Raw genomic sequence first — 24,404 nt, 5'->3', positions numbered from 1 at the left:
CTTGCGAACGGGACGGGACATGGCACACGACGAGGAACAGTTTCTGCGCCGGGCGATCAAGCTGGCCGGGGCCGCTCGCGCGGCCGGTGACCCGCCGTTCGGATCGCTGCTGGTCGGGCCGAACGGTGAGGTGCTGGCCGAGGAGCAGAACTCGTCGCTGACCGACGCCGACATCACCGCCCACCCCGAACTCAAGCTGGCTCGCTGGGCGGCCCGCGAACTCGACCGCGAGACCGCCGCCGGCACCACCATGTACACGAGTTGCCAGCCGTGCGGCATGTGCACGGGCGCGATCGAACGATCCGGCCTGGGCCGCGTCGTGTTCGCGCTCGCCACCGAACAGCTCAACGGCCTCAAGTCGCCGACCGCCCCCTCGGTGATCGCGACCGTCCCGCACGAGGGCCCGGCGCTGTACGACGAGGCGAGCGCGGTGGTGGCGGGCTACTACGTCTGATTCATCCGGGAGACGCCGGCCGGTAGGCCGGTGGGTCGGTTCGTGGCCACGGCCTCGAACCGACCTGCTTCCCCGGGACGGGCATGGCCGCCCGCTCGGTGACTATGCGGCGATCAAACCCACATTCGTCGCCGGCCGCAGGGCGTCCTGGCTGGCCGCGCTGCACGACGCCGCGGACGCCGAGGTCGTGCCGGTGGATCCGCTCGGCGCCTACCGCCATGTGGCCTGCGGGAACGTGGTCGATGTCGCCGGGCAAAAGGTCGCCTTCCTCGGGCTGATCTCTCGGGGGTCAGCCCCGCAGGGTGGCGATGGCCTTCTCGATACGCCGTCGGCGCGTCTCGGGCTTCTTCGCGCTCTCGATGGCGCGCACATGCTCGCGCTTGTGGCTGTGGGCGAGGTTGTCGTACGCGGCGCGGGCGACCGGGTCGTCGTCCAGAGCCTGGGCGAAGTCCGCAGGCTCGACGACGACGCGCGGCTCGGTGTCGAGCTGCAGCTCGACCTCGACCTCCTCGCCGATCGCGACATCGGCGGCCTGCCGGTTGGCGTTGCCGAGGCCGAGCAGGTGGCGGCCTCTCAGGATGGCGACCCGGCTTTTCCAGGAATGCCCGTTGACCGTGATGGTCACCGGCGGCCGCGCGCCCCCGCCGAGCGCTGCTACCACCTCGGGCGGAACTTCCAGGCCCCGCATGGGCTCGGGTGGCTCGACGAGGGTGCGAAACTTCATGATCTTTCTCCTCATTGTTCTGCCGGCTCACCGCGGATCCGGCCCGCCCGGCTCCGATAGCCGCTCCCACTTCCCACCCCGGGACCATCGCCGTGCCCGGGACGGCTGCGGCACGCGCCGCGCCTTCCCGGACGGCTGCGGGGCAAGAGATCGCGGCTACTCGGCGTAGGGCTGGTCGGTTCCCTGGGCGCTGTAGCCGAGGCTCCAGATGTAGCCGTCCGGGTCGGCGAAGGTGCCACCGTATCCGCCCCACGGCAGGGCACCGGCGGGCTTGAGGATCGTGGCGCCGGCCTTGCCGGCCTCCGCGATGATCTCGTCGACGCGTGCCTCGCTGCGGACGACGTAGGTCAGGACCAGCCCGCTGAAGCCGTTGCCTTCCGGGGCTGTGCCCACCTGGTCGGCCAGACCCTCGCGAGCGTAGAAGCCGACCGGCGAGGCGCCGTCCGAGTCGAAGAACACCGAGATGCCGTAGTCGTTCTTGATCTTCCAGCCGAGTCCCTCGGTGTAGAACTGCTTGGCCCGGTCCATGTCCCGGACACCGAGGAGGATGGAACTGACGTGCGCCTTCATGTCTTGCTCCTTGCACTGTGGATGTGTACGTGCCGGACATCCGGGCCAGGGCCCGGCTGTCACGTCGGCACGTGTTGGCCGGTCAATCGGTATGCCCGGATCGGATGGAGGAATGCGACCGAGGGTTGAACAGGACTGGCTGAGCGAACGGTTCGCCGAGCACCAGAGCCGCTTGCACGCGGTGGCCCACCGGATGCTCGGCTCACCCAGCGAGGCCGAGCACGCGGTGCAGGAGGCCTGGCTGCGGGTCGGCCCCGAAGCGGGAAATCGGGGTCGAGCGGGGTGGGAGTGGGGGCCGGGGGTCAGGACGGCGTGGGGGCGAGCGGCGCGGCAGCCTCCCAGGCGAACTCGTCCGGGTCGGTGAAGGCTTCGGCGGTGCTGCCGAGGACGATGCGGTGCGAGCCGGTGCCGTCGGCGGGGACGCCGAGGTCCTTGGCAAGGGCACGGCGCTTGTACAGCGCCAGCGTGATGCGGCTGGACCGACCGGGGGCGAACTCGGCGTACTTGCCGCCGAAGCTCTTGGCCACGGTCAGGCCCCGGCCGACGTAGAGCTGCTTGGTGGCCTTCACGCTCTCGACGCCGATCAGCAGGACGACCTGGTCGATCTCGCGGGTGGCGGGGCCGGTGTCCTTCTTCGCCGAGGTCGCGATCTTCCAGATCGTCCCGTCCGGGGCCTGGACGACGCCGCTGTAGCCCCACAGCGACTTCGCGGCGGGCTTGAGCACCGTGGCGCCGGCGTCCACGGCGGCGCCGACGAAGTGGTCGACGGTGGCCGGCCCGGACACCGTGAGCGCCAGGGTGAAGCCGCGGAATCCGGTGGAGTGCGCCTCGGACGCCCGCAGGCGTATGTAGGTGTCCACGCCGAAGGCGCTGTAGAAGCGGCGAGCGGCCTCGAGGTCGGCCACCTCGAGGGTGACGGACGCGAGGGACGTGTCGGCTGTGGTGGAAGCGGTGGTTGCCATGACCATCACGCTAGGGGCAGCGCGGCGGCCGGGGCTTCTCGATTCCTGACCGGTCTCGAGACCTGCTTCGCCACGCACGCCGGCATCCCCTCCACCTTGATCGCCGACCCCCCATCGCGGGCCGTAGCCGCAGCATCGGCATGGTCGGCCGCCGCATCCGCCGCCTGGCGCCGGAAGGCCCCGGACGGCATGCCGACCAGCTCGGTGAAGCGGGTGGTGAACGTTCCCAGCGACGCGCAGCCGACCGCGAAGCAGACCTCGGTGACGCTGAGGCCGCCCCGCCGGGCATCAGGCAACGTTTGCCCTGGTGTGGTGGGACGCGCCGTTCGGACAGCGCGTTGGCCGCGAAGCTGTCCGGTGGCAGAGCGCTTGTGGGTACGGGAGATCGATGACGATGAGCGATGGCCGCATGTCACTCGACTGCTTCCGTGGCATCCGGCGCTACGCGATTTCTGCGATCTTCAGGGGTGATTTTCTCGTACAGAGCCAGAATTTTCTCTTTGCCGTCCTTCATTTCGAACATGATGCCGTTGTCGCCGGGATATGGACGACGGTGATCGTAGCCACCGGGGGAGATGCTGCGGGGGATGGCTTCGGAAAACGCTGAACAGTACGCGATGTATCTGTCGGCCGTTGTCCTCGAGTCGCCGTTGACGCGCTGCCGAAAATGCGCGCAAGCGTCGCACAGAACGGGTGATCGACGACTCATGGGACTCATATCCGCGCTCCTTTGTCTTGGGCTTCCGCTTCGGCTTCGGCTTCCGCTTCCGCTTCGGGATCGGCTTCGGCTTCGGCGGGAACGGTGGGTTCCGTGCCGGGTACACGATCGCAACCGAGGCCGCCCCGGACAAGGGCCCGACAAGGGTTCGAAAGGCGGTCCGAGCGGCTCAGCCCGGATCGGTGCGGCCCGGCAACAGGACCACCCCGATGAAGCACGCGGGGGCCTCGCCCTCGTTGCGGTACGCGTGCGCCCGGTCGGCGGCGAAGCGCGCGCACGCGCCGGACGGGATGTCGACGCGTTCGCCGTCCACGTCGAGGGTCAGCGTGCCGTCCAGGACGGTGACCAGCTCGCGCACGCCGACGCCGTGGGCCGCGCTGACGTGTGCGTCGCCGGGGGCCAGCGTCCAGCGCCACAGCTCGGCGGACACCGGCGGGTCGCTGCCGATCAGCAGGTCGCCGTGGCCACCGCGGTCGCCCTGCCACAGTCGGGTGCCGGCACCGGGCGGTACGACCTCGACGGTCGGGGCGGGCGCGCCGTCGACGAGGCCGGTCAGCGGCAGGCCGAGGGCGTCGGCGATCCGGGCGAGGGTGAGCACGCCCGGGTTGCCGCGGCCCTGTTCGACGCCCACGAGCGCGCCCTTGCTGAGGCCGCTCCGGGTCGCGAGCGCTTCGAGGGACCACCCGTGCGCGGCGCGCGCCGCCCGGACGTTGGCCGCGATCGCGCGGCTGACGGCGGGTTGACCAGGATCTGCCAACGGGTCATTATTCTGGGCCATGCGGTCTACTCTAATGGACCGACGTCCTCGCGGAGGAGAACCCGAACGTGCTCACGTCCATCACCATCGACCCGGCGGTCCACGCCCTTCGGCCCGACGCGGTGGTCCTCGCGCTCGTCGCCACCGGGCTCCCCGGCGGCCCGACCGACGACCGCTCGCGCGCCGCGCTCGCCGCGGCGACGCTGTCGCTGCCCGCGATGCCGCCCGAGGAGCACCCCAACGTCGTCGCGTGGCGGGAGGCGTACCGGGCCTTCGGCGCCAAGCCCCAGCGCACCCGCTGCTCGGTCGAGGCACTGATGCGCCGCGGCGGCCTGCCCGAGGTCAACCTCCTCGTGGACCTGTACAACGCGGTGTCGGTTCGGCACGTGCTGCCCGTCGGCGGCGAGGACCTGGCCCGCTATCGCGGCGCGGCCCGGCTGATCCGGGCCGCGGGCACCGAGCCGTTCGAGGTGCTCGAAGCCGGCGAGCCCGCGATCGACCACCCGGCGCCGGGCGAGGTCGTCTGGTGCGACGACGAGGGTGTCACCTGCCGGCGCTGGAACTGGCGGCAGTGCGTGCGCACCCGGATCACCGAGCACACCACCGAGGCGCTGTTCCTGTTCGAGCGCCTGGAACCGATGACCCTGGACGCGCTGCACGAGGCCGGCGAGGACCTGACCAAGCTGCTGCGCGACCTGAGCCCGTCGGTGCGGATCGAGAGCCGGCTGGTCGGCGCCTGACGGCCGGCGTGGGTCAGCCCGCGAGCGGGAGCGGGCCGACGTACACCCACGCGCCGTCGTGCCGGACGAAGCGGCTGTGCTCGCGCAGCGCGTCCTCGTGGCCGCGTTCGAGGTAGTGCGCGGTGAACTCCACGGTGCCCTCGGTGTGGAACGGGCCGCCGGCGGTGCTCGCGTGCACCTCCAGGCGCAGCCACCGGGTACGCCCGTCGAGGTCGAGCCGGGCGGGCCTGGTGTCGGGATGCCACGTATGCAGCAGGTAGGCCTCGTCGCCCACGGCGAACGCGCTGTAGCGCGAGCGCATCAGCAGCTCGGCCGTGGGCGCGGGGGAGCCGGCGTGGCGCGCTCCGCAGCAGTCGCCGTAGGTGGTGGGCAGCCCGCACGGGCAGGGCGAGGCGGCGGTGACGGCGTCCGGTCGGGGCCGCGAGGTGCGTCGAGACATGCCTCGATTCTGGCCCACCGGGACGCCGCCACCGGTCGGGGCTACTTCTCCACGCGCGCGAGCGCGTCCACCGCGGCCGCGACCGACGCGGATTCGGCCGGCAGCAGGGGCAGTCGGACGGCGGGGCTGGGGATGCGGCCCTGTTCGTGCAGGACGCCCTTGATCACGGTCGGGTTGGGCTCGGCGAACAGCGCCGCGGACAGGGTCGCGAGCGGGTGACCGGCCTTGCGCGCGGTCGCGGCGTCGCCCGCGTCCCAGGCGTGCACCAGGTCGACGAAGTGCCGGGTGGCCAGATGTGCCGAGGCGAGGATGCCGCCGGTCGCGCCGAGGGCGAGCAGCGGGGACAGGTACAGGTCGTCGCCGGCCCAGATCCCGAAGCCCGCGGGGTCGGCCGCGAGCAGTGCGATCGTGTCCTGGTCGATCGCGCCGACGGAGTGCTTGACGCCCGCGACGCGCGGGATCCGGGCGAGCCGCAACAGGGTCTCGACGCCGATCGTGCGGCTGGTGCGGTACGGGACGTTGTACACGATCAGCGGTGCGGGACTGTCCGCCGCGAGGCGGGCGAAGTGGGCGACGACGCCGGTCTCGGACGGGCGGGTGAAGTAGGGCACCGGGGTGAGGAATCCGGTGATCTCGGGGCGGTCGCGGTAGGCGCGCAGGATGTGGACGCTCGCGCGGGTGTCGTTCGTGCCCGCGCCGACGATCAGCGCCGCGCCGCGTTCGCGACACACGCGGGCGCACACGTCGAGGATCGCCTCCTTCTCGGCGGCGTCGAGCGTGGCCGCCTCCGCGGTGGTGCCGAGCGCGACCAGGCCGACCGCGCCGTCGGCCAGTACGGAGTGGGCCAGCCCTTCCAGGGCGTCGAGCGCGACGTGTTCGCCGTCGGCGGTGAAGGGGGTCACGAGCGGGACGAGGATTCCGCGCGGGGCCGGCGTGCTGATGCGGGAGGTGTCGCTGGAGGTGGTCATGGCCTCGACCCTGACGTACCGAGGGGGCTTGTTCGAGTGATTTTCACGGACCGGTCCCATGCCGTCGGCCCCGATTTCGTTTTCCTGCCGGGTCCGGCGACCCGGCTGCATGCGGAACTCCCTTGCAGACAGCGCCCGGACCTACAGGCAGGGCCCCGGGAGCAGGTCGCGGATCATCGCCTCCCATTCGTCGGTGGTCGGGGGCGTGTCGGTCAGCAGGGCCTGGATCAGCAGGCCGTCCAGGGCGCCGACGAAGACCCGGACCCGAATGGGATCGGTGGTGAAGCGCAGCGCGAAGTCGGTGACGGCGGCCATCCAGTGGTCGGTGGACTCGCGCAGTTCCGGGCGGCGGGCGGCGAGCAGGAACAGTTCGTACTCGGCGATGAGTCGGCCGGGGGAGGTGCCGATGTGGGTGAGCTGTTCGGCGAGCGTGCGTCGGGGGTCGCCGGGGGCCGCGGCGATCGCGCGGACATTGACGGCGTCCTCGGTCATGCACGACGTGAGGGCGGCGGTGAGCAGGTCGTCGACGCCGTCGAAGTAGTACGTGGAGGCGCTGGTCGGCAGGCCTGCCTCGCGCGAGACGGTGCGGTGGCTGACACCGGCGGCGCCGTCGCGCTCGACCACGCGCAGGGTGGCCTCGATGAGGGCGCGGCGGCGGCGTTCGCCCTTGGCTCGGCGGCCGTCGACGGTTTCCTCGCTCAGTGGGACCCACCCTCTCGGGCGGGAGTGGGTGCGGGCGCGGGGGCGGGCGTCGGTGCCGGTACGGGTACGGCTGTAGCGGTCGGCAGCGAGGTGTTGTGCGCGACGGTGGTCTCGCTCGCGTGTGCGGCGGTTCGGCACAGGACGCGGAAGCCGGCGACGGTGACGACCGACCCGAGCAGGGCGAAGCCCGCGGCGACGCCGAAGCCGGCGCGGGTGCCGAAGTGGTCGACGAGCACTCCGGAGAGCGAGGACCCCGCGGCCGTGCCGATGCCGAGGCCGGTGGCGGTCCAGGTCATGCCCTCGGTGAGCCGGGCGGGCGGGACCAGCCGTTCGACCAGACTGAGCGTGACGATCATCGTCGGCGAGATCGACATGCCGGCGACGAAGACCGCGGCGGCGAGCGCGGGCATACTGCCGACGATCAAAAGCGGAAGCACGGTGACGGCGCTGAGGCCGACGCTGATCAGCAGCAGCCTCGGCAGCGGGGTGGCGAGCTTGAGCGCGCCGAAGGCGATGCCGGCGAGGCAGGACCCGGCGGCGTAGGTGGCGAGGACGTAGCTCGCGCCGCCCCGCTGGTTGTGCTCCTCGGCGAAGGCGATGGTGACCACGTCGACGGTGCCGAAGATGGCGCCGATGGCGATCAGCGTGACGACGAGGACCTGGAGTCCGCCGATGCGCATCACCGACGTGGCCTTGCCCGCGGTGCGGGGGTGGAGCGGGGGCTCGGTGCGGCGTTGGGTGCTGAAGAGCAGGATGCCGATGGTGAAGAAGACCATGGCGGCGAGCGGGCCGGCCTCCGGGAAGGCCGAGACGGAGAGCTGCACGGAGATGATCGGGCCGACGATGTAGCACAGTTCGTCGACGACGGACTCGAAGGAGAACGCGGTGTGCAGGTGGGGCGAGCCGCGGTAGAGGACGAGCCAGCGGGCCCGCACCATGGCGCCCATGCTCGGCATGCAGCCGGCGGGGATCGCGCACACGAACAGCGTCCAGGACGGGGCGTCGTAGCGGGCGCAGAGCAGCAGGGCGCCCAGGGACACGACGCTGACGGCGGTGGCGGGGACGAGAATCCGGCCCTGGCCGTAGCGGTCGACCACGCGCGAGATCTGCGGGGCGATCAGGGCGGTCGCGATGGCGAAGGTGGCCACGACCGCACCGGCGAGGCCGTACTCGCCGCGCAGCTCGGAGACCATCGTGACGATGCCGATGCCGGTCATCGACATGGGCAGGCGGGCGATGAATCCGGCTGCCGAGAATCCCTTGGCCCCGGGGGCCCTGAAGATGTCGCGGTAGGGGTTGCGCACGGGAGTTCCCGTCGATAGAAAAAAAGTGGGACGTTCGTTCCAGTTTCTATCACGGGTAATCCGCTGCGCCAAGCCGGATTCGTGGGGGAGCGAGGGCGGGTTTGCGCGGTCACGCGGGCGGGGTGTGGGCGGGACGCATGGGGGCGGCGGCCGGCGGGTGGCCGGCCGCCGCGTGGTGCTCGCGTGGTGCGGTCAGGCCGGGTCGACGGTCCAGTCGGGGTGGCCCGGCATCGCGGGCGTCTTCGGGCCGTACACCCAGGCGTTGAGGAACGGGGCGAGGTCGCGGTTGGCGACCTTGGACGCGAGTGCGATGTAGTCGGCGGTGCTCGCGGCGCGGCCGCGCTCGCGGGTGGCCCAGGCGCGTTCGATTTTGGCGAAGGTGTCGTCGCCGACCTCGGCGCGCAACGCGTAGAAGACCAGGGCCGAGCCGTCGTAGCGCATCCGCTTGAACAGGTTGGGCTCGGTGGGCTCGGCCGGGGCGCCGGCGTCGCGGCGCCAGATGTCGTGCTGGCGGTAGGCCTCGCGCATCAGGGCCTCGAAGTTGGCGCCGCCGTTCTCCTCGCTGTACAGCCGCTCGTAGTAGCGGGCGTGGCCCTCGCTGAGCCACAGGTCGGCCCACCGCTCGATGGCGACGCTGTCGCCGGTCCACTGGTGGACGAGCTCGTGCACCATGTTGCGTTCGGCGTTGACCTTGTCGCCGAGCAGGTCGGCCTTGGGGACCAGCGACAGGGTCTGCGTCTCCAGGGCGACGCCGAGGTCGGTGTCCGCGACGAGCAGGCCGTAGCTGTCGAAGGGGTAGGGGCCGAGCTTGTTCTTGACCCACTCGAGGTGGCGCGGGGTGAGGGTGCGGTACTGCTCGACCTGGTCGACCAGGGACGGCGGGACGGCGTCGCGGAGCTTGGTGCCGTCGGGGGCGGTGCTGTCGATGAGCGTGTACTTGCCGACCGCGAGTTGGAAGAGCTGGCCGGCGACCGGCTGGCGGCTGTCGTATGTCCAGCGGGTGCGGCCGGGGGCGGCGCGGCGCTTGTGGGTGAGGGTGCCGTTGGACAGCGCGGTGAGCTCGTCGGCGGCGGTGATGTTCACGGTGGTGCGGGCACGCAGGCTGGGGTGGTCGTTGCCGGGGAAGATCATCTTGGCGCCGTCGGGCTGCGGGTAGATCACGGTGCCGTCGGGGGTGGGGATCCAGCCGAAGGTCTCGATGGCGTCGTCGCGGTGGCGCTGTTGGGTGGGGTCGGCGGTGTAGTCGACGCGGACCGTGAACTTGTGGCCCTTGCGCAGCGATCGGGCCGGGGTGACGACGAGTTCGTCGCCTTCGCGCGCGGTGATGGCGGGCCTGCCGTCGACCGTGACGCGGAGCAGGGTGTTGCCGGCGAAGTCGAGGTTGAACCGGGAGAGCGCCTGGGTGGCGGTGGCCTCGATGGTGGTGGTGGCGGGGAACGCGGTTGCGGGCGCCTGCCAGTCGAAGTCGAGGGTGTAGTGGTCGGCGCGGTAGCCGCCGTTGCCGCTGCCGGGGAAGAGCGGGTCGCCGATGCCGGGGGCGCCGGGGGTGGGTGTGCCGCCCGAGGGGTTGCCGGCCTGCGCGGTCGGGGCGGCGGCCGCGGTGAGGGCGATGGCCGCCGCGACGGCGATGACGGTGTGGGATGGACGTCTCATGGACACCACCCTGTGCCGGCCCGCTCGCTCACGGTAGCCCCGCCACGCAGCTTTCACTCGGGTGGCGACAGGCGTCGCGGCCCGGGGCCTCTTCGTGGGGTCCCGGGCCGCGGTGTGTCGCCGTGGGTTGTCGGAGCGCGGTGGGTCGGGCGGGTGGGTCAGGCGGGTTGTTCGGTGTCGCGTTCGGCTGCCTTTTCGGCGGCCTTGTCGGCCTGGAAGCCGTCCTCGTCGCGGCCCTTGCGCCAGTAGCCGGAGAAGGAGATGTGGGTGCGGTCCACGCCGCGGTCGTCGACGAGGTGTCGGCGGATCTCCTTGACGACGCCGGCCTCGCCGTGCACGAACGCGTGTACGCGGCCGGTCGGGAAGTCGAGGGCGCGCAGGGCGTCCAGGAGGGTGGGGCCGGCGTCGCGGGTGATCCACGTGGTGGCGAGGTCGAGGTCGGGGTGGGTGGCGGGGAGGGTGCCGGTGGGGGCCTCGGCCGCGGTGCCGACCTCGAGGAGGGCGATCGCCTTGGCGGCGGCGGGGAGGCGTTCGAGCGAGGCGCTGATGGCCGGGTACGCGCTCTCGTCGCCGATGAACAGGTGCCAGTCCGCTTCGGGGTCGGGGGCGTAGGCGCCGCCGGGGCCGATCAGCCGGAGCGTGTCGCCGGGCTTGGCGCGGGCGGCCCACGGGCCGGCGAGGCCCTCGTCGCCGTGGTGGACGAAGTCGATGGTCAGTTCGCCGGTGCGCGGGTTGTTCGCGCGGACCGTGTACGTCCGGGTGCGCGGCCAGTCCTCGCGCGGGAGTTCGGCGCGGATGGTCTCCATGTCGAACGGCTCGGGGTAGGCGACCTCGGGCAGCGGGAAGAGCACCTTGACGTAGGCGTCGGTGTAGCCGTTGTCGGTGAAGTGTCGGTATCCGTCACCGCCGGCGACGATGCGGATCAGGTGGGGGCCGACCGATTCGGCGCTGCGGACCTGGAGTTCGATGAGTTTGCGGGTCTTGCGTACGGGACGTTCCGCCATGGGGTTCTCCTCACCTGCACTGTGCGACTTAGGTAAACCTAACTGGTGGAGGCGCGGGGTGTTCCCCGGGGGTGTACCCGTCCCGGCCCGGCGGTGTACCGCTTCGTTCAGGTGACGGTGATGCCGAGGTGCTGCGCCAGGTGCGGGGCGAGGTCGAAGAGTTGGCCGGTGTCGATGGTGGTGCCCTTGAGGGCGGCGTGACCGGAGGCGATGCCGAGTTCGGCGCCGCGCAGGTCGCAGCCGGTCAGCGTGGCCTTGTCCAGGACGGCACCGGTGATCCGGGTGCCGGGGAAGGTGACCCGGGTGAGCTTGGCGCCGGCGAGGTCGGGGTCGCGCAGGAGGCAGTCCTGGAAGACCACGTCGGTGAGGTGGGCCTCGCGCAGATTGACGGAGTCGAGTTTGCAGCCCTGGAAGGCGATCCGGCGCCAGGTGGAGCCGAAGGCCTGGACGCCGGCGACGACGGAGCGCAGGAACGTCGCGTCCACCCACGCGGTTTCGGCGAGGTCGGCGCCGACGACGCGGACGTCGGCGAGCCAGACGTCGGAAAGCCGGGAGCGACGGTAGCGGCCGGCGGCGAGGGTGCTGTTGGTGAAGGCGCACTCGATGAAGCGGCCGCCGCCGGATCCGTCGAGTTCGACCCGGTCGAAGTGGACGCCGTCGTGGTCGCCGTCCGGTTCGAGCGGAAGCTCGGCGGGGGTGAGGTGCTGTGCCCAGGGCAGGTCGGCCAGGTGCTCGGTCACTGCCATGGGGCGAGGTCCGATCGTTTGGGTGCGCGGCCGTCGCCGGAGGAGCGGCCGGTGGCGCGGCGGGCCAACCAGGGACCCAGGTGGGTGCGTGCCCAGCGGGCGTCGGCGCGGCGGCGGTCGGCCCAGGCGGCGGGGACGGCCGCCGGCAGCGGTGCGCGCCAGTCGTCTTCGGCCGGCAGGCCCAGGGCTTGCGCGGTGGCCTCGGCGACGCGGCGGTGGCCTTCGGTGGACAGGTGCAGGCGGTCGTCGGCCCACATGCGCGGGTCGTCGAAGACGCGGGCGGTGAACAGGTCGACGACGGTGGCCCCGTGGCGGGCGGCGACGGTGTCGACGAAGCCGACGAGTTGTTCGATCCGGGGCATCAGGCGGGCGGAGGAACGGAGCCTGCGGGTGGGGTCGGTGCTGCGGAACAGGACGAGGTGCCCGCCGCCGGCGGCGAGTTTGGCGGCGGCCTCCTCGAAGACCGCGCACACGGCGGCGACATCGCAGCGCGGGCGCAGGACGTCGTTGAGGCCGCCGGCGAGGGTGATCAGGTCGCCGCCCAGGGCGGCGGCGGTGTCGACCTGCTCGTCGGCGATCTGGCGGATGAGTTTGCCGCGCACCGCGAGGTTGGCGTAGCGCAGCGTCGGGGTGTCGGCCGCCAGCCGGGTGGCGAGCAGGTCGGCCCAGCCGCGGTAGCCGCCGTCGGGGGCGAGGTCGGACATGCCTTCGGTGAACGAGTCGCCGACCGCGACGAAGGTCTCGAAGGTGGGGCGCGGGGGTGTGTGCGGTGTGCTCATGGCCGGAAAATCTTAGCCGCCGACGGCGGCCGGGCCGGTGCGGCGGGGTGGTGCGGCGGGTCGGTCAGTGGCGGCGCGCGACGCCGAAGAAGTAGTCGCCGAGGAGGGACTTGGAGCCCAGGACGTCCATGCCGTGGCGGGGGAGTTCGGCGAGGAAGTCCCGGTCGCCGAAGCGGTCCTCGGTGGGGTGGTCGAAGAGGAGGGCGAGGCTGGGGCGGGCCAGGGCACGGGCGGTCATCTCGGAGAAGTAGAAGCGCCCGCCGGGACGCAGCACCCGACCGATCTCGGCGAGGCAGGCGCGCCAGTCCGGGATGTGGTGGACGATCGCGAAGTCGAACACGGCGTCGTAGCTCGCGTCCTCGGCGCCGATGGTCGCGCGCAGGTCGGTGGCCGAGCCTTCGACGAGGGCGACCCGGCTGTTGCCGTGCCAGCGGCGGCGGGCCTTGGCGAGCGAGCCGGCGTCGAGGTCGATGCCGTCGACGCGGTGCGCGCCGAAGCGGTTCAGGATCAGGTCGATGCCCTTGCCCGTCCCGCAGCCGATCTCCAGGGCGTGGGCACCGGGGTCGAGGGCGCCGCCCAGGCGCAGCAGCAGGGGTGTCTCGTACCAGATCTGCGGTGCGCGGCGCAGCGGGCTGGCGACGACGGCCTTCTCGATGGAGTTCATCCGCATGGTGTCTCCCCCTGGGTGTCGAGCCGGGCCGGGCGGGTTGCCGATTCCGGTTGCCGATCCCGACCGGACTGTCGCCGAGTGTGATCGACGCCCCACGATGCGCCATGCCGTGGACGGCGTCAAGGAAGGGCGGCGCGCGCGGTGGGCTCTGCTGCGCCATGGGGGTGGGGCGTTAGCCTTCGGGTGTGGGCCTGTGGTTCGGGCGCGCCGAGGTGGGATCTCAGCATGGTCGGGTGGTTGGGTGTCGGTCGCGTGGGTGGGTCGACCGGGACCGTGATCGGAAAGTGGTGCGATGAGCCAGACCGCGATGCCGCGAGCGCTGACGATCCTGTTGGTGGAGGACGATCCGGGTGACGCGCTGATGATCGAGGAGGCGCTGCTCGATCGGGCACAAGGACACGCGTTGTGTCGGGTCGCGGACGGCCTGGAGGCGTTGGAGTGGTTGCGCACCCGGCAGCGGCCCGACCTGGTGATCCTGGATCTGAACATGCCGCGGATGGACGGGCGGGAGTTCCTGTCGGCGATGAAGGCCGAGGAGCGGTGGCGGACGATCCCGGTGGTCGTGTTGACCACGTCGGCGGCGCCGGACGACGTGCGGCGCAGCTACGACCTGCACGCGAACGCCTTCGTGACCAAGCCGGTGGAGTTGGAGTCGTTCCTGGAGACGGTCCGCGGGATCGACGACTTCTTCCTGGGGCTGGTGACGCTGCCGCGGACGTAAGCGGGCGCGAGGCGGCGCACGACGCGCCGCCGGCGTGCCGCGACGCGTGATGCCGCGATGCCGCGGTGGTACTGAGCTCGGGAGTCCCGGGTCCCGGTCGTCGATGACGGCGGGGCCCGGGACTTCGCCGTGCCCGGGGCGGGGCCGGCGCGGCCGGCTCAGGCGTCGGGGGTGTGCGTGGCGACGAGCGTGGCGACGCCGTCCAGGAGGCGTTCCAGGCCGAAGCCGAACAACGAGTCCAGATCGAGGTCGAGGTCAGGGTCGGTGAGGGCGGCGGCGTACATCGGGAAGTGGCCGGAACGCAGGATGAGTTCCATGGTGGCCTCCTGCGCCTTCATCCACTGCTCGCTGGAGATGCCGGTGGCCCGTTCGGCCTCGAACTCGGTGCCGATGTTGATGGCGGTGCCGCGCACGTAGTTGAGCATCGTGACGGCGATGTGGATCATCACGCGGGGCGGCAGCTCCCGGAACTCCGCCATCGCCCATTCGACGTGCGCCATGCCGCGCGCGGTGGGCAGCGGCCTGGTCATCGACATCGCCTGGGCGAGCCAGGGATGGGCGCGGTACATCGCCCATTGGAGCCGGCAGGAGGTCTCCAGGCGGGCGCGCCAGCCGATCCGCCTCGGCGAGGGGAGCGGCGCCTCGGCGAAGACGGTGTCGGCCATCGCGGCGAGCAGGTCGTCCTTGCCGGGGACGTGCCGGTACAGCGTCATCGCGGCGACGCCCAGGTCGGCGGCGATCTGGCGCATGGAGACCGCGGCCAGGCCGCGTTCGTCGGCGATGGCGATGGCGGCGGCGACCACGCGGGCGCGGGTGAGCTCGGCGTCCGTGCGCGGGGGGTGCGTGGGCGGTACCGCGATGGCGACGTTGGGCGTCGTGGGCGTGGTGGACACGGCGGGTTCGGTGGGTTCGGCGACGACGGTGCCGATGCCGCGGACGGCGCGGACCAGGCCGGCTTCGCGCAGGGCGGTGAGGGCCCTGGTGGCGGTGGCCATTGCCACGCCCCACTCGGCGGTGATGGCGCGCGTGGACGGGACCCGGTCGCCGGGGCGCAGTTCGCCCGTCTCGATACGGCGGCGCAGGTCGGCGGTGATCCGGGTGGAGGGGGTGGATTCGCGGGTCATGGGGCCTCCCTGGCGTTCGTTCCGTGAGTGCACTATATGGCACTCGCAACGCTTCAGTGCACTAGTTGAGGTGCACTACTTGGCAAAGGCTTTATTTCAAGGAAGTGAGGCGATATTGCCAGGGTGTCGGCGATCTGTTTACTGTGTACGCGTCAGAGCGTACGCCGTATAGGCGCTTCAATCGGGGAGTCGCACCAGTGACCAGCATCGAGACATCCACAGAGGCGACCCCCGGGTCCGCGCCTCGGGCGGGACGACGGGAATGGGTGGGGCTGGCCGTCCTGCTTCTGCCGCTGATGATCGTGAGCATGGACGTGTCGGTGCTCTACTTCGCGGTGCCCTTCATCGGGCGCGCCCTGGAGCCGACCGGCACGCAGCAGCTGTGGATCCTGGACATGTACGGGTTCGTGCTCTCGGGCCTGCTCATCGTGATGGGCGCGCTGGGGGACCGGATCGGCCGGCGCCGGTTGCTGCTGACGGGGGCCGTGCTGTTCGCCGGAGCCTCGCTGGCGGCGGCGTACGCGCAGAGTGCCGAGGGGCTGATCGTGGCCCGTGCGCTGCTCGGGGTCGGCGGTGCGGCCCTGATGCCCTCGACGCTCGCGCTGATCCGCACCATGTTCCACGACCCCAAGCAGCGCGGGACGGCGATCGCGATCTGGACGGCGGTGATGACCGGCGGGATCTCGCTGGGGCCGATCCTGTCCGGGGCGCTGGTCGAGCACTTCTGGTGGGGATCGATCTTCCTGATCAACGTGCCGGCGATGGCCATCCTGCTGCTGTTGGTGCCGGTGTTCATCCCGCGCCATCGCGGCACCGCACACGGCCCGTTCGACCTGGTGGGCGCGGTGTTGTCGCTGGGCACGGTGCTGCCGGTGGTGTACGGGATCAAGGAGTGCGCCCGCTCGGGCGTCGCGGCGACGCCGATCGCGAGCATCGGGTTCGGACTCGTGATGGGCGCGTTGTTCGCGCGGCGTCAACGCACCGCCGCGCACCCGCTGTTGGACCTGGAGTTGCTGCGGATGCGCGCGTTCGGCGGGTCGGTGGTGGCGAACGTGCTGGCGATGTTCGCGATCGTCGGGTTCGCGATCTTCACCACCCAATACCTCCAGTCGGTGTTGGGGATGAGCCCGCTCGAGGCCGCGCTGTGGAGCCTGGTGCCCTCGCTCGCGGTGGCGGTGGCCACGCCGGTGGCGACGATGCTGGCGCGGCGGGTGGACCGGGCGTGGGTGATGTGCGGTGGGTTCACGATCGGCGCGGTGGGCTTCCTCGTGCTCACCGGCGCGCGCTCGGACTCGTCGTTGGGGCTGCTGCTCGCGGGCTCCGCCGTGTACGCGGCGGGTGTGGTGGCGGTGATGACGCAGGTCACCGAGATGGCGATGGGCGTGGCTCCGCCGGAGCGGGCCGGGGCCGCGTCGGCGGTGTTGGAGTCGGGCAGCGAACTGGGCGGCGCGCTGGGCATGGCCCTGCTGGGCACGATCGGCGACGCGGTCTACCACCGGGCGATGACCGACACCGCGCCGACCGGGGCGGCCCGCGAGACCCTGGGCGGTGCGCAGGCGGTCGCGGCGAGCATGCCCGGCGACACCGGCGACGCCCTGGTGGCCGCCGCTCGCGACGCGTTCTGCGACGGCATGCGTTCGGCGGCGATCGGGGCGGCGGTGGTCATGGTGGTCGCGGCGCTGTACTGCGCGAAGTTCCTGCGCGGGGTGCCGGTCGCGGGCGCGGTGCCGGCCGCCACCGGAGGGCTCGATGACCCGGACGGCTCGGGTGGCTCGGGTGAATCCGGCGATTCGGCCCGCTCCGGCGGCTGCGACCCGGCCGGCGGGCCGGGCGCGCAGGCGGCGCCGGAGTCGTCGGTGGTTCGGGCCCGCTGAGCCGAGCGGGGCGGGCCGAGCGGGCCGAGATCGCGGTGCTCAGCGGTGGGCGCAGGCTCGGGCCGTGTGGATGGTGCCGGCGGCGAGGTAGAAGGCGTCGGGGCGCCACAGGATGCTCGTGTCGGCCTCGCGGTCGATCAGGGCGTCGAGGGTGCGCAGGTCCTCGGGGTCCAACCGGTCGCCGAGTGCCACGCGTTGGCGGGTCAGGTGGTCGTGCAGGTGCTCGCGCGGCGCGGCGTCCAGGGGCGAGGGCAGGTCGGTCAGGAACGAGTGGGTGCCGGTGGGGACCAGGCCCGCGCGGGCCAGCATGGCCGGCCAGTCCTCGACGGTCGCGCATGCCCCCGGCAGCGCCGCGCGCATGTCGGCGAACCGGTCCTCGGCGGCGGCCTCCATGCGGGCCTGCAGGCCGGGTCGGCCGATGCCGATGTCGCGGGGCAGGAACCGCGGCGACAGGCCGCGTTCGACGATCGCGATCACCCCGCCCGGGCGCAGCGCGCGGGCCAACACGTCGAGGCCGCGCTGCTGGTCGCCGAGGTGGTGGACGATGTTGGCGGCCCAGACGAGGTCGGCGGTACCGAGCGTGTCGAGGTCTCGGGGGAGCTCGGCGTGGTGCGTGCGGACGCGGTGGTGCAGCCCTTCGCGCCGGGCGCGGGCGGCGGCGCGGGTCAGCGCGTGCCGGGTGGTGTCGACGGCGACGACCTCGGCCCGTGGGAAGTAGCGGGCGAACAGGCAGGCGGCGAGGCCGGGTCCGCTGCCGATGTCGAGGATGCGGTCCACCCGGGTGAGGGTGTGATCGCCGTGCAGGGCGAGGTCGCGCAGGCGGGCGGCCGCCTGTTCGAGGAAGGGGGCGTGCAGCTCGGCGTCGCGTTCCCGGCGCTCTCCTCGGGTGTCCCGATCGAGGTCGTCGTGGTGGATGGTCATGGGCGGTCTCCCGAGGGGCTGGGCGCGGCGCGGCGTTTGTATCCGGTGCGGGAGAGAACGTCGGGACGTGGGCGCCGTAATCCTGGGCGAGCCGGCCGATGTCACGAAGGAGCCGGTCGGTGGGGTGACGGACGGCCGCGGACGGGTGTGCGGGCGACGACGCGAGCGAGTCGCGCGGCCGGGCCGGGCCGGGCCGGGCGTCAGGCGTCAGGTGGGACGGCGGCTTTCCAGGCGGGCCAACGTGAGCTGGAGCCAGGCGATGTACGCGGCCGTGGACGCGAAGCCGCGTTCGTGGGCCATGAGATGGATATCGCGTGCCCACGCGGGGTCGATCTCGCGGCAGGCAGGCAGGCAGCGGCGGGGCCCGAGGGCCTCGGCTGCGTGCCTTCCGGGATGGTGTGTCAGACCATGGCGAGCCGGTCCGCCAGCTCCACCCTCGGCTCGGCGTACGCGGGCAGCAGGCGGCCCGTGCGGGTCAGGGTGGCGAGCCCGTGCAGGGACGCCCAGAACGCCTCGGTGAACAGCCCCGGGTCGATGCCGTTCCCGGCGACCTCGCCCAGGCTCTCCATCAGCGCGGCGAAGGCGTCCATTTCCGACCCCGCGGGCCGACGCCGCGCCGGTGACGCACAATCCCCGCCCCCCGGGGGCTGACCACCGAAATCCCGACATTCGGGAATGCGGCTGCCGCTCGAATCCCACAACTGTGATCCCGGCAAGCCACGCCCCTCGATCAGCCGCGTCCACGCGGCCTGATCAGGCCCCACACGACTCGGCAAGCTCCACGAAGCTCACCAAGCCGACGAAGACTCGCAAGGAGAAGAACCATGTCGCTGAAGAAGATCAACACCGTCCTGGCCGCCGTCTTCATCCTCTTCATCCTCTGGTTCGGGACGGAGTACATCCTGAGCCCGGAGACGACGGCGCCGGGCTACGGCCTGCCGAACTGGCCGTCCGGCGACGGCGACGGCTTTCTGATCATCAAGGGAATCCGCGACGTCGTCTTGGCCCTGGTCCTGGGCATCCTGCTGGTGACGGGCCACCGCCGGGCGCTGGGCTGGGTGCTGCTGGTGGAGGCCCTCGCAGCGTACGGCGACATGACCAACGTGCTGGCCCACCACGGCTCCGTGGCCACCGCGCTCGGCGTCCACTGCCTGACCGCGACACTGATGGTGGTCAACGGCCTGCTGATAATGCGCGAGACCCGCAAGGCCACGCCCGCTCCGGCAACGCCCGCCCCGCAGCCCGCCTAACGCCACCTTGGCGCGTGTCGGCATTCGCCTGTCAGCGCCTGCCGGGAAAGGTGAGGCGCAGGGGCATTGACGTACATAACAGTCGGCGACCCCGGCCAGGTCGAGGCATCGCGCCCGGGGCCGTGCCCGACGTGGTGGTCTTCGCGGTGCCGTCGATGCGGGTCGGTGGGCCGCCCTACGCCACGTCGGGGTCGAGAGCGCGGGAGGCGGCGGCCGCGATGGCGGCGGTGAGGCCGGGATGGTTCGTCGGGGGCAGGAGCGCGCCGTCCGGGGTGTGCTCCACGAGGGCGCGCACGGCGGCGATCCTGGCGTACGCGGTGATGGGCAGCCGGGTGGTGGTGGCGGCCGTGAGCAGTCCGGGGAGCGCGTGCAGGGGGCGCGGTCCGGTGGTGGTGGCGGCGAAGGCGGGCGGCGCGTCGGGGCGGGCGCGCAGGACGGGGACGCCCGGGGGCGGGGTCGCGAACGCGGTGAGGTCGACGATCAGGTCGGCCTCGCCGGCGATGTCGCGGAGGGCGCCGGCGCCGCCGCGTCCGAACGGGTCGAACAGGGTGAGGTCGGCGATGCCGGAGGCGATCAGGAGTCCGGTCAGTTCGCCGCCGCGGGCGGGGTCCACGAGGACGACCCGGGCCCGCGACGGGTGGACGCCCCGGTTGACCAGGGCGTTGACGGTCGCGGCGGCGATCGCGATGGCGAGGCCGTCGTTGACCGCGTCGAGGAGCAGGACCGGTGGCGTGGGCCCGAGGTTGGCGCGGGTGGTGGTGATGTGGTCGAGCCGCGTGTGGACGAGCACGGCCGCGGCGAAGCCGGGGGCGAGCAGGCGCACCGCGTGGGCCAAGTCGTCGACGTGGGGCGCTGCCACCGGAAGCGGGAAGACGTCGAGGCCGGTGGCCCGCCGCAGGTGGACGGCCTGGGATTCCAGGGCGGGCAGGACGGCGTCGGGGGGCAGCGCGTCGAAGCCGAGGACGGCGCTGGCATCGCTGATCAGGGCGACGCGGTGGCCTCGTCCGGTGTAGCGGTCGGTGTGCTCGGGGTGCGCGGCCAGGTGGGAGACGACCCGGCGATCGGCGTCCGCGTCGAGCAGGGCGACATCGTGCCCCGTGGTGGTGGCCGCGCACACGCGCAGGGTCAGTTTGCCGGTGGACGCGGTGGCGAAGACGGGGTCCTGCGAGTGGAGGAGGTCCGCTCCCAGGCGGTGGGTCAGGGCCTGGGTGAGCCAGGAGAGGGTGCGGGGGCCGTCGGCGTCCAGGGTGATCCGGCGCGTACCCATGGCGTCGGGTTCGTCGGCCCGCCACGCCACCGTGCCGGGGGCGTCGGCGAGGACGCCCTCGACGATGCCGGCGGCGTGGGGCGGTACGTGGATGCGCACACTGAAGGCGGGGTTGGCCCCCGGGTGGTCCGACCCGGAGGGGTCGCGCCTCAACACGACAGCGCCCCGGCCGCGGGGTCGGCCGGATCGGCCACGAACACGGCGGACGGTACGAGGATCGACCCGGCGAGGAGCCCGAGCGGCGGCGCGCCGTCCGTGCCGTGGCCGGTGACCATCCGCCCGTCGCCGACCCCGTGCGGCAGCGCGAATCGGCGGGTGGCCCGACCCGGGGTTGCCGGGGGCGGTGCGTCCCCGGTGGTGGGTGCTTTCCGCCGGTCGTCCATGGTGCGCGTCCTCGCTCGTTGAAGAATGACGTCCTGCCGATGCCCGCGCCCGCCGCCCCGGGCCGCCGCCGTTCGGGCCGACGTGCGACGCCGGGCCCGATCCGGGCTCAGCCCGCGGGAACCCCCGGGGAAGCCTGCGTCGTCGTCGCCCGCAGATCCTCCAGGAGTTCCATCTGCCCGGTGAGCAGGCCGGTCAGGATCCGGCGCGCGACCGCGAGGAGGTCGGCCACCTGGGGGCTGGTGAGCGTGTAGTAGACGCTCGACCCCTCCCGACGGCTGACCGCCACCAGATTCGCGCGGCGCAGCACGGCCAACTGCTGCGACAACCGCGACGCCTCGATGCCGACCTCGGGCAACATCTCGGACACCGCGTACTCGCGTTCGCTGAGCAACTCCAGCACGCGGATGCGGACCGGATGACCGAGCGTCTTGAAGAACTCCGCCTTCAATTCGTACAGGGGAGCGCCCACCGCTCCACGTCCTTCCCGTATCGACAACGGATGGTCCTCGCGACGCTTCTCGCGTCCACGCGAATTTACCAATTGCAGACTTTAGCAAGTCGCCGATGGGCGATCGGCGGGCGATCGGCAGGCGGCACGCACGAGGTGGCGCCGACGTCGAATGCCCCTGCCGGTCACGGAAGTTGCCGACCGAGTCTCGCGAGCCTGCTGTGGCGTGGGGGAGCTTCGTTGGGAAAACCTCAACGGAAGCGTAGGGCTCTTGGAACCGGGGTAGATTCCGCGAGTGCAGGTTTCGTCACCGAATGTGATCGGCCGTACAGAGGAACTTGGCACTCTCAAGAGCGCGTTGGCCGGGGCGCGGGCCGGGCGGGGCGGGGCCATCTTCATGGTCGCCGAAGCGGGCTTGGGCAAATCGCGGCTCATGCGGGAGTGCGTCACGATCGCCGGGGACAGCGGCATGGCCGTGCTCCGCGGTCGGGCCACACAGGCCGGTGCGACCGTTCCGTTTCGCCCGCTCACCGAGGCGCTGTTCTCGATCGTGCGCTCCGGCACGGTGCCGGACGACCCGGACCTGGCGCCGTACCGGCCCGCGCTGGGGCGCCTGATTCCCGAGTGGCGCAACGGAGTGCCCTACGAAAGCGACGACTCGCTGGTCGTGCTGGCCGAATCGGTACTGCGCCTGCTGAGCGTGGTCGGCCGGGGGCGCGGAGCCCTGATCTGTCTGGGCGACCTGCAGGACTGCGACGCCGAGACGATGAGCATCGTCGAGTACCTGGTCGACAACCTGGCCGACCAGCCCGTGCTGCTGCTGGTCAGTACCCGGTCCGCGCCGTCGGCCGCGTTGAGCCTGGCGCAGTCGAGCGCGCGCGATCGCGTGGCGCAGTTGATGGAGATCGGACCGCTGACCGACGAGCAGGTCGGTGAGCTCGCGGCCGAGTGTCTGGGCGTGGCCGCACGGGAGTTGCCGGACGGTGTGGCTCGGTGGCTGACCCAGAGCGCCGACGGCAATCCGTTCGTGGTGGAGGAGTTGCTGCGCGGCGGCATCGCCGCGGGGGCGCTCGCCCGCAACGGCGCCGGCTGGCGGATGGTCGAGGACGTGCCGCGGGACATGCCGTCCACCGTGGCCTCCAGCGTGAACGATCGCGCGCGCCGCCTGGGGCCGCAGTGGCATCGCGCGCTGCAGGCCGCCGCCATCATCGGGCGGCGGTTTCCGTTGGCCGCGCTCCAACGCGTGTCGGGCCTGTCCGACGACGAGCTGCACGCGCTGGTACGGGCGGGCACCGAGGCCCAGTTGTTGGAGCCGTCCCGCAGTTCGCCGGACTGGTGCACCTTCTGCCACACCTGGACCGCGGAGGCCCTCGCCAGCGGGGTGCTGCCGGCCGAGCGCAAGGCGTTGGCCGCCGCGGCGGCGACGGCGGTGGAGTCGCTCTTCCCGGAACTCCCGGGCGAGTTATGCCAGTTGGCCGCACGACTGCGACTGGCCACCGGCGACGAGCCGGCCGCCGGACTGCTCTTCGCGATGGCCGGGCGCAGGGCGCTGGGCGCCGGCGCGGCCGCCTCGGCCGAGCATCTCCTCGACCGGGCACTCGAGTTGATCCCGGCACACTCGCACGCGGCCCGGCACGCCGAGGTGCTCGAATCGCTGCTGTACGCGCTGACCGAGGCGGGCGACGTCGAGCAGGCCCTGCGGCGCGGCGCCGACCTCTACGGTTCGGTGCTGCTGGCGCCGCAGCAGCGGGCCGAGCTGCTGACCCGGCTCGCCTGGGTCTGTGTGGTCGGCGGCCACTGGGAGAAGGCCGCCGAGCAAGTGGCCCTGGCTCGGCGGCTGTTGGCCGAATCCTCGTCGCCGGCCCACCTCGCGCCGCTCGACGTGGTCGAGGCGCATCTGCTCACCCTGGCCGACAGCCAGGGCGACGATCGGGCGGCCCGCGCCGAGGCGTTGGCCCTGCGTGCGGTGCGCACGGCCGAGGAGATCCCGCTGCCGGCCACCGCGTGCCAGGGCCGCCAGGTGCTCGCCCTCCTCGCCCGGCGACACAGCTTCGACGACGCGGACGTGCACCTGCGCCACATGTTCGCGACGGCGAACGCGCACGGCCTGCCGATCTGGCGGCTGCGGGCGCAAATACGCCTGGCGACCAATGAGTTGATGCGCACCGGGGGAGCCGAACAGATCCTGCTCGCCCGGCAGGCGGCCCTCACACTCGGCGCGGTCACCGCCGGATCGCAGGCGGACGCCACCGTGGCGATGCAACAGGTGCTCTATTGCGAGTTCGCCCAGGCCGAAGCCCTCGCCGACAAGCTGTTGGAGTCCACGACGCGGATGCACCAGGAGAGCGAGTCCCAGTTCTGCCTGGTGATCAAGATCGCGGCGCAGGCGCACCAGGGGCGCCGCGAGGCGATGCGCCTGGTCCTGGCCGAGTTTCGGCAGCGCGGTGGGGAGCAGTCCTTCCACGCTCCGGTCGTCTTCGGCCATCGGGCCATCTGCGCGCTCCTGGGCGAGGACCGGCCCGGGGCGGAGGCGGAGATGGCGCGCGTCCGCGAGTGGGAGCGCACGCATCCGACGATCTACTATCAGTCCGGCCGCTACGGCCTCGGCGTGCTCCTGGAGGTGCTCGCCGGCCGCGCGGGCCGCGAACTGCTCGTCGAGACCTGTGCCGCCGCGGCCGCCCATCTGCGCTGGAACCTCCAGTTCGTGCTGGCCGCCGAGGCGGTCCTGCTCGGCCGGGAGGGCGACGCGAAGGCGGCGGACGCGAAGATGGCCGAGGCGCAGGCCGCGGCGACCCCGTTCCCGATGGGGCGCCACCTCGTGCTCCGGCTGGTCGCCGAGGCGGCGCTCGCCGACGGCTGGGGCGAGCCGGTCGACTGGCTGCGCACCGCCGAGCGGCACTTCCACGGCGTGGACGTCGCCGCCATCGCGGGCGCCTGCCGGGCACTGTTGCGCAAGGCGGGAGTTCGGGTGATGCAGCGCCGCACCGGGATCGGCGCGGTACCGGTGCGGTTCGCCAGCCGCGGCGTCACCGCCCGCGAGTTCGAGGTGCTCACGCTGCTCGGCGAGCGGCGGGCCAACCCGGAGATCGCGAAGCTGCTGTTCATCTCGCCGCGGACGGTGGAGAAGCACGTGGCGAGCCTGCTGGGCAAGCTCGACAGCGCCGACCGCAGGGAACTGTCCAACCTGGTCACCGACTTGTACCTGTAGCTCTTTTCGCTCCTCGG

27 protein-coding genes and 1 pseudogene are annotated in these 24,404 nt (G+C 72.3%); 7 read left to right on the top strand and 21 right to left on the bottom strand.

Translation table 11 applies throughout. The annotated features are described in order from the left end of the window. The first annotated feature begins 19 nt into the window (after nucleotides 1–19). Nucleotides 20–454: a nucleoside deaminase gene (locus OG928_RS02200; protein ID WP_406290723.1), complete on the top strand. Its 435-nt coding sequence runs from the start codon at nucleotides 20–22 to the stop codon at nucleotides 452–454. A gap of 289 nt (nucleotides 455–743) precedes the next feature. Here the strand turns inward: OG928_RS02200 and OG928_RS02195 are convergent, their stop codons facing one another. Both OG928_RS02195 and OG928_RS02190 read right to left on the bottom strand, forming a co-directional pair. Next, nucleotides 744–1,178, bottom strand: coding sequence for a YdeI/OmpD-associated family protein (locus OG928_RS02195; RefSeq protein ID WP_406278322.1), 435 nt, complete (start codon nucleotides 1,176–1,178; stop codon nucleotides 744–746). Between the two features lie 156 nt (nucleotides 1,179–1,334). Beyond that, complete coding sequence (locus OG928_RS02190) at nucleotides 1,335–1,748, bottom strand: VOC family protein (RefSeq protein ID WP_406278320.1); 414 nt, start codon at nucleotides 1,746–1,748, stop codon at nucleotides 1,335–1,337. On the opposite strand from OG928_RS02190, the gene OG928_RS02185 reads away from it, so the two are divergent. After that, nucleotides 1,705–2,112, top strand: coding sequence for a sigma factor (locus OG928_RS02185; protein WP_406278317.1), 408 nt, complete (start codon nucleotides 1,705–1,707; stop codon nucleotides 2,110–2,112). The genes OG928_RS02190 and OG928_RS02185 overlap by 44 nt on opposite strands. Here OG928_RS02185 and OG928_RS02180 read toward each other — a convergent pair. The 4 genes from OG928_RS02180 to OG928_RS02165 form a co-directional block, all read right to left on the bottom strand. Next, nucleotides 2,051–2,710, bottom strand: coding sequence for a glyoxalase (locus tag OG928_RS02180; protein WP_331768082.1), 660 nt, complete (start codon nucleotides 2,708–2,710; stop codon nucleotides 2,051–2,053). The genes OG928_RS02185 and OG928_RS02180 overlap by 62 nt on opposite strands. Nucleotides 2,711–2,715: 5 nt before the next feature. Continuing rightward, a complete protein-coding gene (locus OG928_RS02175) occupies nucleotides 2,716–3,126 on the bottom strand; it encodes an AraC family transcriptional regulator (RefSeq protein WP_406278314.1) in 411 nt (136 codons plus the stop codon). Then, on the bottom strand, nucleotides 3,123–3,428 hold the full coding sequence (locus OG928_RS02170; RefSeq protein ID WP_406278311.1) for a hypothetical protein: 306 nt from the start codon (nucleotides 3,426–3,428) through the stop codon (nucleotides 3,123–3,125). The genes OG928_RS02175 and OG928_RS02170 overlap by 4 nt, the downstream gene beginning before the upstream one ends. 169 nt (nucleotides 3,429–3,597) lie before the next feature. After that, entirely contained in the window at nucleotides 3,598–4,206 is a 609-nt protein-coding gene (locus tag OG928_RS02165) for a helix-turn-helix domain-containing protein (protein WP_406278309.1), read from the bottom strand. A gap of 47 nt (nucleotides 4,207–4,253) precedes the next feature. Between OG928_RS02165 and OG928_RS02160 the strand changes: the two genes are divergently transcribed. Next, nucleotides 4,254–4,925: a B3/4 domain-containing protein gene (locus OG928_RS02160; RefSeq protein ID WP_406278306.1), complete on the top strand. Its 672-nt coding sequence runs from the start codon at nucleotides 4,254–4,256 to the stop codon at nucleotides 4,923–4,925. A gap of 13 nt (nucleotides 4,926–4,938) precedes the next feature. Here OG928_RS02160 and OG928_RS02155 read toward each other — a convergent pair whose 3' ends face one another. From OG928_RS02155 to OG928_RS02115, 9 genes are all read right to left on the bottom strand, one after another. After that, nucleotides 4,939–5,364, bottom strand: a complete 426-nt coding sequence (locus OG928_RS02155) for a YchJ family protein (RefSeq protein ID WP_406278303.1) — start codon at nucleotides 5,362–5,364, stop codon at nucleotides 4,939–4,941. A 41-nt stretch (nucleotides 5,365–5,405) separates the two neighbouring features. Beyond that, nucleotides 5,406–6,332, bottom strand: a complete 927-nt coding sequence (locus tag OG928_RS02150) for a 4-hydroxy-tetrahydrodipicolinate synthase family protein (RefSeq protein ID WP_406278300.1) — start codon at nucleotides 6,330–6,332, stop codon at nucleotides 5,406–5,408. A gap of 141 nt (nucleotides 6,333–6,473) precedes the next feature. After that, nucleotides 6,474–6,956, bottom strand: a complete 483-nt coding sequence (locus tag OG928_RS02145; RefSeq protein ID WP_406278297.1) for a TetR/AcrR family transcriptional regulator — start codon at nucleotides 6,954–6,956, stop codon at nucleotides 6,474–6,476. A 74-nt stretch (nucleotides 6,957–7,030) separates the two neighbouring features. Then, nucleotides 7,031–8,338 carry an MFS transporter gene (locus OG928_RS02140; protein ID WP_406278294.1) on the bottom strand — a complete coding sequence of 436 codons (1,308 nt, stop codon included), beginning with the start codon at nucleotides 8,336–8,338 and terminating at the stop codon, nucleotides 7,031–7,033. Nucleotides 8,339–8,530: 192 nt separating this feature from the next. Next, the gene (locus tag OG928_RS02135; RefSeq protein WP_406278291.1) at nucleotides 8,531–9,991 is read right to left on the bottom strand and encodes a M1 family metallopeptidase; all 1,461 of its coding nucleotides are present in this window, start codon (nucleotides 9,989–9,991) and stop codon (nucleotides 8,531–8,533) included. 158 nt (nucleotides 9,992–10,149) lie between these two features. Next, nucleotides 10,150–10,995 carry a siderophore-interacting protein gene (locus OG928_RS02130; RefSeq protein ID WP_406278288.1) on the bottom strand — a complete coding sequence of 282 codons (846 nt, stop codon included), beginning with the start codon at nucleotides 10,993–10,995 and terminating at the stop codon, nucleotides 10,150–10,152. Nucleotides 10,996–11,102: 107 nt separating this feature from the next. Beyond that, nucleotides 11,103–11,741 carry a pentapeptide repeat-containing protein gene (locus OG928_RS02125; protein WP_406278285.1) on the bottom strand — a complete coding sequence of 213 codons (639 nt, stop codon included), beginning with the start codon at nucleotides 11,739–11,741 and terminating at the stop codon, nucleotides 11,103–11,105. Then, nucleotides 11,732–12,520, bottom strand: coding sequence for an SGNH/GDSL hydrolase family protein (locus OG928_RS02120; protein WP_406278282.1), 789 nt, complete (start codon nucleotides 12,518–12,520; stop codon nucleotides 11,732–11,734). The genes OG928_RS02125 and OG928_RS02120 overlap by 10 nt, the downstream gene beginning before the upstream one ends. Before the next feature lie 64 nt (nucleotides 12,521–12,584). Beyond that, on the bottom strand, nucleotides 12,585–13,184 hold the full coding sequence (locus tag OG928_RS02115) for a class I SAM-dependent methyltransferase (RefSeq protein ID WP_406278279.1): 600 nt from the start codon (nucleotides 13,182–13,184) through the stop codon (nucleotides 12,585–12,587). A 298-nt stretch (nucleotides 13,185–13,482) separates the two neighbouring features. Here OG928_RS02115 and OG928_RS02110 point away from each other — a divergent pair, with 298 nt between their 5' ends. Beyond that, nucleotides 13,483–13,911 (top strand): response regulator, encoded by a 429-nt coding sequence (locus OG928_RS02110; RefSeq protein ID WP_406278276.1) that lies wholly within the window; start codon nucleotides 13,483–13,485, stop codon nucleotides 13,909–13,911. A gap of 158 nt (nucleotides 13,912–14,069) precedes the next feature. Here the strand turns inward: OG928_RS02110 and OG928_RS02105 are convergent, their stop codons facing one another. Continuing rightward, nucleotides 14,070–15,035, bottom strand: coding sequence for a TetR/AcrR family transcriptional regulator C-terminal domain-containing protein (locus OG928_RS02105; RefSeq protein ID WP_406278273.1), 966 nt, complete (start codon nucleotides 15,033–15,035; stop codon nucleotides 14,070–14,072). Nucleotides 15,036–15,331: 296 nt separating this feature from the next. Between OG928_RS02105 and OG928_RS02100 the strand changes: the two genes are divergently transcribed. Continuing rightward, a complete protein-coding gene (locus tag OG928_RS02100; protein ID WP_406290720.1) occupies nucleotides 15,332–16,909 on the top strand; it encodes an MFS transporter in 1,578 nt (525 codons plus the stop codon). A gap of 39 nt (nucleotides 16,910–16,948) precedes the next feature. Here OG928_RS02100 and OG928_RS02095 read toward each other — a convergent pair whose 3' ends face one another. Then, nucleotides 16,949–17,830, bottom strand: a complete 882-nt coding sequence (locus OG928_RS02095; protein WP_406278270.1) for a class I SAM-dependent methyltransferase — start codon at nucleotides 17,828–17,830, stop codon at nucleotides 16,949–16,951. Nucleotides 17,831–18,231: 401 nt separating this feature from the next. Next, nucleotides 18,232–18,417: pseudogene (locus OG928_RS02090) on the bottom strand (TetR family transcriptional regulator); the annotation flags it as partial. A 237-nt stretch (nucleotides 18,418–18,654) separates the two neighbouring features. On the opposite strand from OG928_RS02090, the gene OG928_RS02085 reads away from it, so the two are divergent. Then, nucleotides 18,655–19,080 (top strand): DUF4267 domain-containing protein, encoded by a 426-nt coding sequence (locus OG928_RS02085; protein ID WP_406278267.1) that lies wholly within the window; start codon nucleotides 18,655–18,657, stop codon nucleotides 19,078–19,080. 175 nt (nucleotides 19,081–19,255) lie between these two features. Here the strand turns inward: OG928_RS02085 and OG928_RS02080 are convergent, their stop codons facing one another. From OG928_RS02080 to OG928_RS02070, 3 genes are all read right to left on the bottom strand, one after another. After that, a complete protein-coding gene (locus tag OG928_RS02080; RefSeq protein WP_406278264.1) occupies nucleotides 19,256–20,503 on the bottom strand; it encodes a malic enzyme-like protein in 1,248 nt (415 codons plus the stop codon). Beyond that, nucleotides 20,497–20,730: a hypothetical protein gene (locus OG928_RS02075; protein ID WP_406278261.1), complete on the bottom strand. Its 234-nt coding sequence runs from the start codon at nucleotides 20,728–20,730 to the stop codon at nucleotides 20,497–20,499. The genes OG928_RS02080 and OG928_RS02075 overlap by 7 nt, the downstream gene beginning before the upstream one ends. A gap of 107 nt (nucleotides 20,731–20,837) precedes the next feature. Further along, nucleotides 20,838–21,200 carry an ArsR/SmtB family transcription factor gene (locus tag OG928_RS02070; protein ID WP_406278258.1) on the bottom strand — a complete coding sequence of 121 codons (363 nt, stop codon included), beginning with the start codon at nucleotides 21,198–21,200 and terminating at the stop codon, nucleotides 20,838–20,840. A gap of 295 nt (nucleotides 21,201–21,495) precedes the next feature. On the opposite strand from OG928_RS02070, the gene OG928_RS02065 reads away from it, so the two are divergent. After that, complete coding sequence (locus OG928_RS02065) at nucleotides 21,496–24,387, top strand: AAA family ATPase (RefSeq protein ID WP_406278255.1); 2,892 nt, start codon at nucleotides 21,496–21,498, stop codon at nucleotides 24,385–24,387. Nucleotides 24,388–24,404 lie beyond the last annotated feature (17 nt).

It is taken from the genome of Embleya sp. NBC_00896 (assembly GCF_045207785.1).
Lineage (GTDB): Bacteria > Actinomycetota > Actinomycetes > Streptomycetales > Streptomycetaceae > Embleya.
This window is presented reverse-complemented; position numbering and strand designations above follow the sequence as displayed.